Here is a 12,771-nt window from a genome sequence, read left to right as displayed (position 1 = left end):
CTAATGTATGAAAATAATGCTTACCAGTTTGCAAATGCCCTGTTGAAAATGTCATCCACCAACTGGGGTGTAATGCTCTCAATCAAGTTTGATTCCACTTCCTGCAAGGTCTGGTTGGCGTTAAAATCCTGCGAACGGGAAAACGACTGGGTAAAGCCTTTTTTATCACCTACCCGTTTTACGAACGTGATGTTCACGGTGATAGTCAAACGCGCTGTGGCAGGCTTATCTACCTGTGTTACCGCTGCATTGGACACAGAGTAACCGGTGATATTACCTTTGAACTCATAACTGGCATTTGACTCGTTCGTTTGTTTCAATCTCGTTTGCGACAGGATTTTGGTACGCAACCTGTCCGTGATCCTTTGGCTGAGTGTCGGGTTATTTTGTGGAGCCCTGTTCTCTATAAATCTAACGTTCACGGTGGTAGCCTCATTGTCGATACTGGCGCCGTTAAGCGAGTACTTAACATTACAGCCGCCGAGCAGCACGATCAGGCAAACGCCACTAATTAACTGAAATATCCTGGCCATAGGTCGCTCAAATATAGTATGAAAATATTTAAATTGTCAACTCCTTTTTATCAGTCGTTAATATTGTATTCTTTCAATTTACGATACAAGGTCCGTTCGGAGATGCCCAGTTCCAGCGCCGCGTCTTTCCGTTTCTTTTTATGCTTACGCAGGGCCTTGATGATCAGCTCTTTCTCCTTATCTGCGATTGCCAGGGTTTCTTCGACCACTTCGTGATGATCGATCTTGTCGTCGTGCAGCAAAATCGGCTGAGGGCCGCCAAGTCCGGCCGACTGTTTCTGCGGCTCTACCGGCGTGTATTCATGCAGTACGGGCGAGTCCTGGAAGGAGGAGGAGTGCGCAATGTTCGGGTTCTGCAGCATCTCGAAGAACATCTTCTTGAGCTCCGTTACATCCTTCTTCATATCGAAAAAGAGTTTGTACAGGATCTCCCGCTCGTTGGCAAAGTCGCCGGATTGTGACGGGCCTGCACCTGCAGATGCCAGCACCGGTAAACGGTTTACAGACGGTGCTTCCGGCAGGAAATTGCGCAGTGCAGCGGCATTCACCATTTTGTCCTGCGATAATACCGATATCTGCTCCGCCATATTTTTCAGTTCGCGCACATTACCTCTCCAGGGATAGTTGACCAGCATATTGCGGGCCTCCTCATCCAGCTGAACGGAGGTAGTTTTATAACGCTCTGCAAAGTCCACCGCGAATTTGCGGAACAGCAGGGGAATATCTTCTTTGCGGTCGCGCAACGCGGGTACCCGAATAGGTACTGTGTTTAAACGATAGTAAAGGTCCTCGCGAAATTTACCGTTTTGCGTGCTTTCCAGCAGATCGCGGTTCGTAGCCGCAACCACGCGTACGTCTGTTTTTTGCACTTTCGAAGAACCTACGCGAATGAACTCGCCGGTTTCGAGTACGCGCAGCAGGCGGGCCTGGGTACCGAGTGGCATCTCGCCGATCTCGTCCAGGAAGATGGTGCCGCCGTTGACCGTTTCGAAGTAACCCTTACGACTGTCTACCGCGCCGGTGAACGAGCCCTTCTCGTGACCGAACAGTTCGGAATCGATCGTGCCTTCGGGAATGGCGCCGCAGTTTACAGCGATGAAGGGATTATGTTTTCTTGCGCTGAGCGCGTGAATGACTTGTGAAAATACTTCTTTACCAACCCCGCTTTCGCCGTTGATCAGCACGGTGAGGTCGGTATTGGCCACCTGCGCTGCTACCTGTAAGGCATAGTTCAGCGCCTGTGAATTACCGATGATCCCGAACCGGTTTTTAATGCTTTGAATATTATCCATTGTGTTAACAATTCCAGGCCTGTTGTGCCTGCGGTGATGGTTACCTGGTTAAATTCGCCAGTCTTTCGTTCTATAACACAGCTTTGCCGAGCAATGTTCCGGCTGTGCAGCCGTGTACTGTAACAGTTACATAGTCGCCCTTCTTAAAGTGTTCTTTTGGAAATACCACGACCTTATTCTGGTCGGTACGACCGTACAGTTCTGCTTCCGACTTCTTGGAAGTGCCTTCTACCAATATTTTCAACGTCTTACCTACGTCTTTCTGCATGCCTTCCAGGCTGTGGCGGCGGTGCAGGGTAATGATTTCGTTCAGGCGGCGTTTCTTAACGTCTTCCGGGATATCATCTGTATAACGACGCGCTGCAAGTGTGCCGGGGCGCTCGGAATATGCGAACATATAAGCCAGCTCGTACTTCGCAAATTCCATCATCGACAAGGTGTCCTGGTGGTCTTCTTCCGTTTCGGTGCAGAAGCCCGTAATTACGTCCGTTGAAAGGGCGCAGTCGGGCAGTATTTCGCGGATACGTTCCACTTTTTTGATGTACCACTCACGGGTGTAAGTTCGGTTCATGAGCGACAAAACACGTGTGCTGCCGCTTTGTACGGGCAGGTGTATGTATTTGCAAATGTTTTCGTACTTCGCCATGGTGTGCAGTACCTCGTCCGTAATATCTTTCGGGTGGGAGGTAGAAAAGCGCACGCGCAATAACGGGCTGATGAGCGCCACACGTTCAAGCAGGTTAGCGAAGTTTACCGTTTCGCTTCCATCCGGGCTGTTCCAGTAGTATGAGTCTACGTTCTGGCCGAGCAATGTTACCTCGCGGTAGCCACGCTCGAACAGGTCGGTCGCTTCGGCTACGACAGAATACGCGTCGCGGCTGCGTTCGCGCCCTCGGGTAAAAGGCACCACGCAGAAGGAACACATATTATTACAACCGCGCATGATGGATACAAAGGCCGTTACGCCGTTGCTATCCAGTCGCACAGGACTGATGTCTGCATATGTTTCTTCCCGGCTCAGCAAAACGTTCACGGCCTTCTGCCCGGTTTCTGCTTCCTCGATGAGCGCTGGCAGCGTACGGTAGGCATCGGGGCCGATCACCATATCCACCAGCTTTTCCTCTTCCAGGAACTTGGTTTTAAGCCTTTCGGCCATGCAACCCAGCACACCTACGAGCAAGCCTGGATTAGCATCTTTTATCCGGCGAAACTCGCTGAGACGTTTACGTACGGTCTGTTCCGCCTTTTCGCGGATAGAGCAGGTGTTGAGCAGTACCAGGTCGGCCTCTTCATAATTGCGGGTGGCGCCAAAACCTTCTTCCTGGAGGATGGAGGCGACGATCTCGCTATCGTTGAAGTTCATCTGGCAACCATAGCTTTCTATATAAAACTTCTTTGTATAAGTAGTAGTGTCTGCCTGGGCAGGGGCGTAAGCCTCTCCCTGGCGTGCTTCATCATGTGTTTTAGGGACCAGTTCCAACATTTCCGATCAAATTTAAGACAGCAAAAATACATAATAAATTGAGAAATGACAGATTGGCAGCCGTTGATTTAACGGAATGGTATGAACGGATGAAGGATCTTTATAAAAAGCGGGCGGAAATGCGTAACTTATTAGTAATAATCACCACGTTATGCGCCCGTTTCCCCTCGTACTTAAAGCCGGATTACTGGCTGGCACCCTCGACATCATTGCGGCTATACTCGTTTATGGATACATCATTTCCCATGCACCCGCTCTACGCATCCTGCAAACTGTGGCCAGCGGGGTATATGGGAGTAAAGCTTTTGCCGGTGGATGGGCGATGGCGATACAAGGGTTACTTTTCCATTACCTGATCGCCATTGCCTGGGCGGGCGTGTTCCTTTTGCTATGGCAACTGCTGCCTGGGATACGAAGAAATTGGGTGCTGACGGGCATCGGCTTCGGTGTGCTGGTATGGGCGGTGATGAACCTGCTGGTGCTGCCGGTTTCAGGTGCCATGCCTACGGTCTTGACGGTGAAAGGCGTGTTGGTGTCGATGTTGATCGTGGTATTGTGTGTGGGGTTGCCGGTGGCGGCGGTGTTCGGGCGGTAACTATTGTTAATAAAAAGGTCCGGAGGAATGAAAATATCCGGTTATATTTGTTTGGTAACCCGTAGAAGTCCCTATATGAAACGCATTTTCGTTTTTACTTTATTATTGAGCATTGTCTCCGTTACCCCGATTGCTGCGCAAGACAGTACGATAGCCGCATTAAAAAGTGTTCCGGCTAAATACTTGTCCGAAGTAAGCAGTAAATCCAAAAAATTCGAGCAGAAGCTGACCAAACGAACGGAGAAGGTCCTGAGCAGGTTCCGCAGGCAGGAGGCAAAGATGCAGCAAAAATTATCTAAGATTGATTCTGTGGCTGCGAATAACATTTTTACCCGTTCACTGGACTCGCTTGGCAATCTGAAAGCAAATCTGCATAAAAGGACCGCCAAGTACGGAAAAGCGCTGAATGGCCAGTACAATGGCTATCTTGATACGCTTACCAATTCCCTCTCGTTCTTGAAAGATTCAAAAGAGTTCCTGGGAAAGTCGAAGGCTGTGACAGATAAATTGAATGGGTCTCTTCAAAGCGTGAAGGACCTACAGGCTAAACTGCAATATGCCGAACAAGTAAAGACTTACATCAGAGAACGTCGAGAACAACTGAAAAATCAGCTATCCCAGTATACTGCATTCTCAAAAGACCTGCAGAAACTGAACAAGGAAGCCTACTATTACGCACAACAGGTACGTGAGTATAAAGAAGTGTTCAAGGACCGGAAAAAGGCAGAAGCCAAAGCACTGGAATTGCTGCAGAAAACAAAGGCCTTTAATAACTTTATGGAGAAGAATTCCCAACTGGCAGGACTTTTTAATATGCGTCAGCTCACTGGTGGTAGTGGCATGAGCAGTGCAGATTTGGAACAGAGCCTCGCCGGACTGCAAACACGCACCCAGGTAGAACAGCTGATACAGCAACGTATGGGCGGTGCTGCAGCGGGCGGTAGCGGCCCCAACGCCAATGCTGCCGTCAGTCAGCAGATGGATGCAGCCCGCGCCCAGTTTGATGAACTGAAAAAAAACTTTCCCGATGTAGATAATGCGGCGGAGATGCCCGATTTCAAACCCAATGAAATGAAGACCAAAAGCTTTCTGCAACGGCTGGAGTTTGGCGGCAACGTACAATTTCAACGCTCCAATCAATACTTTCCTACCACCAGCGACATCGCTGGACAGGTGGCGTACAAGTTCCATAAAAACGGTAGTGCCGGTATGGGCCTGGCTTACAAGCTTGGCATCGGCACCGGGTGGGATAACATCGCTTTCTCTAACCAGGGAGTAGGTTTTCGATCGTTTGTTGACTGGAAGCTGAAAGGCACTTTCTTTCTGAACGGTGGGTACGAACAGAACTACAACATTCCATTTTCAAGTCTTACGGAATTGAAGAACGCCGATACCTGGACCGGCAGTGGACTTATCGGCATCAGCAAAAAATACAAGATCAGTAATAAGCTGAAAGGAACTGCGATCCTGCTGTTCGACTTCCTGGCTAATACCCATGTGCCCAGGACAGACCCAATCAAATTTAGATTAGGATATAATTTTTAGAAAACAGACACCTTTACCATGAAAACAATGTTAACACTGATGGGCGAGAGGTCCATACAGGCGGCCGCGTCGCTGACTTTACTGATGTGTCCATTATTAACGTTTGCGCAGGATACCCATTTCCCGGGGAATGTGGGGGTTAAAACCAGCGCTACGCAGCATGCCCTGCAGATCGGCAATTATCAAACATCCAACGAAAACAAAATCGTGGTGCCAGGCACCTACAACTTCGAACGCGTGTCGCTGGGGCAGGATGGTAATGGCGCTGCATCGCTCGAATTTGTGAACCACATATCGGCCGAGAACTCGTTTGGGGTGAAAATAGGTGCCAGCGTGGATCATTTCGGCCGGGGAATGTACTTCACTGCTGCAGACGTAAGCTCCACATACGGCTCGCTTTCTTACAACACCACCAATCCGGCCCTGTTCATTAACCTTTCCAACAATGTCGGTATCGGCACTAAAACTCCCAATCCATCGTACAAACTGGATGTAGAGGGAACAGTGGGAATAAAGCAAACCATGTTTATCCGGTCAAATGGGATCAACTCCACTGAGTTACTCATGTACCAGGAGAATGGTACCGCTTATCACAGTATTTTTTCAAATGCTGCCGGCCTTGGCTTTTATAACAGCGCCTCGAACAATGTAAGTCTTTTCCTTAGGGAGAACGGGAATGTGGGTATTGGTACTAATAGTCCGGAGTATAAACTTGCCGTGGCCGGAACAGTAGGCGCCAAGAAGGTCAAAGTGACCATGCAAGGTTGGCCTGATTATGTGTTTGCCAGCAACTACCAGCTGCGTTCCATCCCGGAAGTAGCAGCGTTTATTGATAAGCATAAGCATCTCCCGGACATTCCCAATGCCGCAGAAGTAGATGCGCAGGGGCTTGACCTGGGGGATATGAATAAGAAGCTGCTACAGAAGATAGAGGAATTAACACTTTATTTGATCGATCAGCATAAGAAGATGGAAGTGATGCAGGAGGAGATTTCCAGCCTAAAAAAACTGATCAAATAACCCGTAACCGCACAACAGATATGAAAAAACTGATATTACTCTTATCCCTGGCCCTTTTTACTGGTAGCGCGTTTGCACAGTTCGATAACGACGGCAACTTTATGCGTATTCGTCCGGGCGTTACAAACTATACTATTGACAATGCTACAGCCAATGGTATGTATGGTGTAACGCACTTTCACCCTACTACCGGTTTGCCGGAACATCAGTCGGCGTTATTAACTTTCTACTCAGGCGGTTCAACGGGTCCGCTTCAACTGGAGGCCACTTACTGGGGTCAGCTTGCATTCCGCAATAAAACAGATAACACGACCTGGCAGCCATGGAAAACAATCTGGCACTCCGGCAATTTCACACCGGGCAATTATCTTAAAAATGTAGTCGACACCTGGGGGACAGATAACGGCGGACAAAACCGCCTCTATTTCGAAAGCAGAACGGCTTCTACTGGTACCACTTACTTCCAGGGATATGGCGATAAGCCATTCGAGTTTTACAATGGGGCAGGGGAAACGATAATGGTAATTGGCTCCACCGGTAATGTGGGCTTTGGCGGCTTGCCGCGCACGGACTACAAACTTACTGTAGGCGGCCCCATAATCGCTACCAAAGTAAAAGTAACCGCCACGCCCTGGGCCGACTTCGTATTCCGTAAGGAGTACCAGTTGCCTTCTATCGCCGAGGTTGAAACCTATATCAAAACACATGGCCATTTACCCGGCATACCCTCTGAAGTGGAAGTACAAAAAGAAGGCATCGACCTGGCGGAGATTAATGCAAAGCTTTTGCAAAAGATCGAGGAGTTGACGCTCTACATGATTGATCAACATAAAAAAATTGAAATACTTCAACAAGAAGTAATCACGCTGAAAAAAGCCCTATAAAATACCTGGTACATGAAAGAGATAATCCTATTTGCCACACTGTTGGCCGTCGGAACCGGTGCGTATTCACAAACGTACGACCCCGCGGCTGTAATGCAGCAACGTGGTACAGTATATAATACCGACGTGAATAGTGCTTTAGACAATGGATTTTATGCCGTTCACTACCAGGGGCAGCATATTTCCTCTCTGCTGACCTTTAATCCCGGTGGTTCAACAGGCGCATTCCAGATGGAAGCAATGTACTGGGGGCAGTTGCGTTTCCGGAACAGGATCGATAACAACCCCGCTAACTGGACCGACTGGCGCGATATATGGCACTCCGGTAACTTTACACCGGGCAATTACCTTACTAACACCATCGATAATTGGGGTAAAGACAATTCGGGGAGCAACCGCTTATTCTTTCAGAATAAACTGACTGCAGGCTTGGGTACCACGTTTTTTCAGGGATATGGCAATTATCCGTTTGAGTTTTGGAATGGAGATCATGCGACAATAATGAAAATAAGCCAGACGGGCAACGTCGGCCTGGGCGGTGATCCCCGGACTGATTATAAACTTACGGTAGGCGGCGCCATAATCGCTACCAAAGTAAAGATAAGCGCTACGCCCTGGGCAGATTTCGTGTTTCATAGTGACTACCCGTTGCCGTCTATTGCAGAGGTAGATGCGTACATAAAGACAAATGGTCATTTGCCCGGCATCCCATCAGAAGCGGAAGTGCAGAAAGAAGGCGTGGACTTGGCGGAGATCAACGCAAAACTGCTTCAGAAGGTGGAAGAACAAATGTTGTATATCATCGAATTAAAGAGGGAAGTGGACGAATTAAAGCAGAGGGTTGGGCAATAGTAGTCGCCTCCCCTGGCGTCCGCCGGCCGGTGCTGCTGCTACATCCGCACGCTCCGGCGAAAATGCCAGTTATCCTTATCTTCGCTGCGACATGAAGGATTACAGCCAACTATTAAACGGGCATCCGGAACTACAACGGAAATCGATTATCGGATTAGGGGAGGCCGGTATCACCGAGGCGATCCCGTTCCTCAAGGATTTGCTGCGGACACAAAACAGCCGACTGCGCGATGCGGCTGCGCTTAGTTTGTCTGAGATGGGTGTGCAGGAAGCGGTGCCGGCGATCATGGATCTTATTTTACACCCGGACAATGAAGGGAACCGGGGCAGCCTCATTTTTTCTCTCTGGAAGCTGGAATGCATTGATTACTTCCAGGAGTTTGTAAACATTGTTTGTTACGGCAATTATGAAAGCCGGCATAACGCTCTTGAATTGGTGCAGCAGTACCGATACCGCATTTCGCCGGACGTGCGGCGCTCGGCCCTGGCTACGTTGCAGGGTAAACGGGTTTTGGCTGAAACGGAAGATGATGCCGAAAGGGAAGTCGCTTTCCTAGAGTATGTAGAAGCATTACTAATGGATTTTGAGTAGCGAAAAGAAAGTACAAGTGTGCGACGCAAAGGCGGCAGCGTAGTGGTTTGTAGCTGGTTACAAAAGAAAAATCAGAATTTGGCATCCTTCTTGAATTAGAAAGGCAAAGCATTCGCAACTACTCAAATTACCGCTATGAAAAGATTTCTCCTTTTGCCGCTGCTGCTGTTCGGCCTGATACTGTCTTCCTGTACGAAAGAGGAGGTGGTTATCCCCAACCGCACGATTGTTACGACCATTCCCGCTAACGGCTGGAAATATGATAATGTGACGCTCACCTGGTACTACGCCATTGATATGCCTGAAATTGATGACTATACGAACGAAGTAAATGCGATCGTAGTGGCTATCAGCGCGGGCGACGGCATTTGGGAAGCCATTCCCGATGTGTATGATGGCTATGCTTACACCTACACTTATCAGCGTGGTGCTTTAGTGCTGGAAGTGCAGGGAGCAACGGGTAATACCGTGAATCCTCCGAACACGGCAAAGACAGTAAAAATAACGATCATAGAATCCAGATAATAAGACATTATACACCTACTAAAGTGTTTCCGGGCAGCCGTTTGGTCGTCCGGAATTTTTTTGTCCGGAGGTATGGAGTTTTAGTAAAAAAAGTTTCTCTTTTGAAAGGCTTATTGCGTCTGAAAGTTCTTTTGTTGAATACTAACTTCAACGCGCAAACGACGTGAAAATATTTTTCCAGTATTGAGATTTATTCTATCATTGCAGTATCAAATTGAATGATTGAGTTTGTAGCCAGATAGTTTTTGTTAGCCTCCAAATCCTATCTCTGATATTTACACTATTTGTTATTGAACCGCTTCCAATCTGCTTAAGAGAAATCCGTCATGTACGGCCCGATAGCTTATTGACATGATATTGCGTGGAGTACTACGCGCAGTGCAAAACCATTTACTAATGTTAAAACCTCAAACAAATGAAAACTTTATCGTTTTATTCAACAGACCTTCAGGAGATGAGTGCATCGGAGATGATGAATTGTGGTGGTGGCATATCCTTGCCTCAAGTACTTGCGAATTGGTTTGGCGGGATGATATTGAATCATGCCCATGAAATATATTTAAGCGCGCAAGCGACTCGACGAACATTTGAGGAGCATCCAGAGATTTTCGTCAAGTAATTTGGTCACTTAGGGAGGGGGATATTAGCCCCCTCTATCAATCTGTTGTTGATATGATCTGCTTAAACAAAAAGCCGGCCGTATTCGTCTTTGTTTGGGGAGGAGTACTAGTGCTAATTACATATGCATGTACGTTTCTTGTCGCAGTTGTTGAATCTTGGTTCGATTTGAAGATTGATAAGAATGGTGTTAGTGAACACACGTGGTTGTTCAAGCTGATCGTGTTTTGCGTAATAGCACCCCTGCTGGAAACCTACCTGCTACAGTTCCTTCCATACGATTACTATAAACGACATCATAAATCGATGGCATGGCTTATTCTTGTCGCGGGCGTACTTTTCGCACTTTTCCACATGTATAGCATAGCCTACGCGATAGTGGCTGGTATTAAGGGTATGATGTTAACGTACGCTTATGCGAGTTGGCAGGGTAAACATGTCAGTCGCTTTGTGGTAACGACTATGGCGCATGCATTCAACAATATTTATTTCCTAACCCTCGAGCTCATTATGTCTTTATTTTAACCCATAATTCATCCATTTCAATATAAAGGCACACAGCGGATGTTGCACCTCGGCATAAAAGCCGGGAGCCAATACTGTCATGTGCAGACATAATAGACGTTGTACGGTTAAACACCTATGCCAACTAACTTATAAAAAAGACAAAGTCAATGGTCAATGGTGGTGATTGTTAGAAAGGGATTCGTTTCACCGTCCGGTAAGCATTGCCGGCGGTGGAATTGATCCCGCATTAGAAAGAAAATTTTGGGAATAGTGATCGGGATAAAAGAAAAGTCCCAGCTTAAACCGGGACTTTCTACTATCGTGAAGAGTGTTTGGCTTTCTTGCTATCAGTCGGCCTAGGTTGTGGCCTGGCTACGCCGCCAGTATCCTTCGCGCCGCCAAACTCGTACTTCCTGAGCCAATCCGAAACTACGACTAGCAGTTTGTTGTTGGCCAGGTAGAGGAGCATCAGGGGAAGTATTTTCATCAAACCACGCTTGGTCGTATGCTCAAGGTCCATCAATGGAAGCACAAAGCCCAGTATTGGAAGACCAACGTACACTACCAGTACGGCGTAAAGCCAGTTGCGCGCAACTACTGACAGCTTAGCCTTCGTGATCACCAGTTCGGCTACCAGGAAGATGAGGAATACATACATAATGTAACCCCAGAGCAACTTGCCGAATTCGCCATACATCAATTGGGAGGTCATATCTCCGAAGCGTTTCCAGAGTGGGGCCAGGTCGAAGAGGTCTTTCCGGATCAGGGCGCCCATATCGTAGTTGGCCGGTAGGTAATGTTTGATATAGAGGCTCTGCGGAATCCAGTAGAACAGGAACGCCGCGACTATAAAGATGCCCGCCGTGATAGCCATTTGTTTGATGCCGGTTTTCCATTTCCATTGTACGAACAGTACTGCCGGTACCATCATGGCTGCCAGTACGAGGGTCTCCGAACGGATATAAACGGCAAATGCCATCAGTAAGGTCGATAGGTAAAAATTGCGTACTTCTTTATCACGAAAGTACTCGAACAGGAAGTAGCACGACAGGAAGAAGAATACCATGTTGCTGTAATCGAACAACACCATAAAGGTATAGCCGTACAGTTCCGGAGCCGCCATAAACAGGAACACGAGTGCGCCTGCAAGTATAGGATGTACGGTGCGTTTCAGCGCATTGTACAGGAAGATGATGAAGGAGGCTACAATAGCACCCAGCCACCACTGTCCGAACGGAAAGCCGGCGAGTTTGTAAATCAGCTGCAGGCAGGTAATGAACGGCGGCTTGAACTGGTTGTTCGTAGATTCCAGACTAAGATTAAATATAGAGTTGATAAAAGTATGCTCTCTCACGGCAAATTCGGCAATTGCCTCCGGGCCCGACAGCAGGTCGCGGGGGGTAGGAGGAAGTATATAACTGCGCCAGATGCTGATCAGCACCAGGAAAGTAATCAGGGCCACAAATGGTATTTCGTATACCTTGAGACTAAAGTCTTTTTTGCTGATTACCGGTTTATGTTTGGAGAGCAGCACTTTCACATTTACGAGCAACATCACTATGATCAACGTACCAAAAACGGTAGCTGTTGTCAGCGGAATGTAAGCCAGTTGCAGGAAGAATGGCAGTAGCGAAGCCACGGCAATACCTAACAGCAGTGACAGTGAGCCATGCATGACGGCCTGTAGCTTTACTTTAAGAAGGTTTAGTACCCCATAACCCGTAAGAAAGTGAACGGCAAGTAGGAGAAAGGCAGTAAGAAGCTGGGTCATAAGGTGGCGTTGTAATTTTTATAGTCAGCAAGTACCTTGTCAATGTCGGCTTTCGAGTTTAAGGGAACAACAGAAAGGTCCATGGTTTTGCTGATACGCACAAAAAACTTAGCCTTGTAAATGTCTTTGCTGTTGGTCCATACTGCCTTCATTTTCCCATTGGTGTAGTAATAAAACACCACCGGCTCCGGAACGATAATGTCTATGCCGTTCTCGCGATAGTAGGAGTTAGGCTCCAGTAGTACGGTAACGTCCTTTTCCTTGGCCAATGTCTGCAAGAGCATATTTGCCAGTACGTACTGTTTCCCGTAGCGGATCTCACGCATCTGGTCCTCCGTCACGTCGGCCTCAAGGGTCGACTTAAATTCTTTATAGTAGTTAACTGGCCTGTCCTGGAACCATTGTTTCACCAATGGCATGTTATAAACAAGAAGAGCCAGCACCATGGCCGGGATAAGCAGTATCCACTGCCTGGCTGTATTGGGTTGATTTTCTTTCATGCTGATATACAGTTATGCAGTGGGCGCAAGATATTAAACATATTTTGGATTCTA

Annotated in this window: 14 protein-coding genes; 9 read left to right on the top strand and 5 right to left on the bottom strand. The window is 47.7% G+C overall.

The window, feature by feature from the left end; translation table 11 throughout:
* Positions 1-20: 20 nt before the first annotated feature.
* The 3 genes from lptE to miaB form a co-directional block, all read right to left on the bottom strand.
* Entirely contained in the window at positions 21-533 is a 513-nt protein-coding gene (gene lptE / locus MKQ68_RS13350) for an LPS assembly lipoprotein LptE (RefSeq protein WP_264279561.1), read from the bottom strand.
* 50 nt (positions 534-583) lie between these two features.
* Positions 584-1,825: a sigma-54 interaction domain-containing protein gene (locus tag MKQ68_RS13345; RefSeq protein ID WP_264279560.1), complete on the bottom strand. Its 1,242-nt coding sequence runs from the start codon at positions 1,823-1,825 to the stop codon at positions 584-586.
* A 70-nt stretch (positions 1,826-1,895) separates the two neighbouring features.
* A complete protein-coding gene (gene miaB, locus MKQ68_RS13340) occupies positions 1,896-3,308 on the bottom strand; it encodes a tRNA (N6-isopentenyl adenosine(37)-C2)-methylthiotransferase MiaB (protein WP_264279559.1) in 1,413 nt (470 codons plus the stop codon).
* A 151-nt stretch (positions 3,309-3,459) separates the two neighbouring features.
* On the opposite strand from miaB, the gene MKQ68_RS13335 reads away from it, so the two are divergent.
* The 9 genes from MKQ68_RS13335 (at position 3,460) to MKQ68_RS25915 (ending at position 10,464) form a co-directional block, all read left to right on the top strand.
* On the top strand, positions 3,460-3,903 hold the full coding sequence (locus MKQ68_RS13335; RefSeq protein ID WP_264279558.1) for a hypothetical protein: 444 nt from the start codon (positions 3,460-3,462) through the stop codon (positions 3,901-3,903).
* Positions 3,904-3,978: 75 nt separating this feature from the next.
* On the top strand, positions 3,979-5,448 hold the full coding sequence (locus MKQ68_RS13330) for a coiled-coil domain-containing protein (RefSeq protein WP_264279557.1): 1,470 nt from the start codon (positions 3,979-3,981) through the stop codon (positions 5,446-5,448).
* Positions 5,449-5,466: 18 nt separating this feature from the next.
* Entirely contained in the window at positions 5,467-6,468 is a 1,002-nt protein-coding gene (locus tag MKQ68_RS13325) for a hypothetical protein (protein ID WP_264279556.1), read from the top strand.
* Positions 6,469-6,488: 20 nt separating this feature from the next.
* Complete coding sequence (locus MKQ68_RS13320) at positions 6,489-7,352, top strand: hypothetical protein (protein ID WP_264279555.1); 864 nt, start codon at positions 6,489-6,491, stop codon at positions 7,350-7,352.
* Between the two features lie 12 nt (positions 7,353-7,364).
* Positions 7,365-8,204 (top strand): hypothetical protein, encoded by an 840-nt coding sequence (locus MKQ68_RS13315; protein WP_264279554.1) that lies wholly within the window; start codon positions 7,365-7,367, stop codon positions 8,202-8,204.
* Entirely contained in the window at positions 8,194-8,796 is a 603-nt protein-coding gene (locus MKQ68_RS13310; protein ID WP_264279553.1) for a HEAT repeat domain-containing protein, read from the top strand. The genes MKQ68_RS13315 and MKQ68_RS13310 overlap by 11 nt, the downstream gene beginning before the upstream one ends.
* Before the next feature lie 135 nt (positions 8,797-8,931).
* Positions 8,932-9,321 (top strand): hypothetical protein, encoded by a 390-nt coding sequence (locus MKQ68_RS13305; protein WP_244843471.1) that lies wholly within the window; start codon positions 8,932-8,934, stop codon positions 9,319-9,321.
* 415 nt (positions 9,322-9,736) lie between these two features.
* A complete protein-coding gene (locus tag MKQ68_RS13300; protein ID WP_264279552.1) occupies positions 9,737-9,940 on the top strand; it encodes a hypothetical protein in 204 nt (67 codons plus the stop codon).
* Between the two features lie 53 nt (positions 9,941-9,993).
* A complete protein-coding gene (locus tag MKQ68_RS25915) occupies positions 9,994-10,464 on the top strand; it encodes a CPBP family glutamic-type intramembrane protease (protein ID WP_432803725.1) in 471 nt (156 codons plus the stop codon).
* Positions 10,465-10,762: 298 nt separating this feature from the next.
* Here MKQ68_RS25915 and MKQ68_RS13295 read toward each other — a convergent pair whose 3' ends face one another.
* Together MKQ68_RS13295 and MKQ68_RS13290 are read right to left on the bottom strand one after the other, a co-directional pair.
* The gene (locus MKQ68_RS13295) at positions 10,763-12,217 is read right to left on the bottom strand and encodes a hypothetical protein (RefSeq protein WP_264279551.1); all 1,455 of its coding nucleotides are present in this window, start codon (positions 12,215-12,217) and stop codon (positions 10,763-10,765) included.
* Positions 12,214-12,717, bottom strand: a complete 504-nt coding sequence (locus MKQ68_RS13290) for a hypothetical protein (protein WP_264279550.1) — start codon at positions 12,715-12,717, stop codon at positions 12,214-12,216. The genes MKQ68_RS13295 and MKQ68_RS13290 overlap by 4 nt, the downstream gene beginning before the upstream one ends.
* Between the last annotated feature and the right edge of the window lie 54 nt (positions 12,718-12,771).

Origin of the sequence: Chitinophaga horti (genome assembly GCF_022867795.2) — a bacterium.
GTDB classification, from domain to species: Bacteria; Bacteroidota; Bacteroidia; order Chitinophagales; family Chitinophagaceae; genus Chitinophaga; species Chitinophaga horti.
The sequence above is the reverse complement of the archived record's forward strand: the minus strand, read 5'-3'. Positions and strand labels throughout refer to the sequence as shown.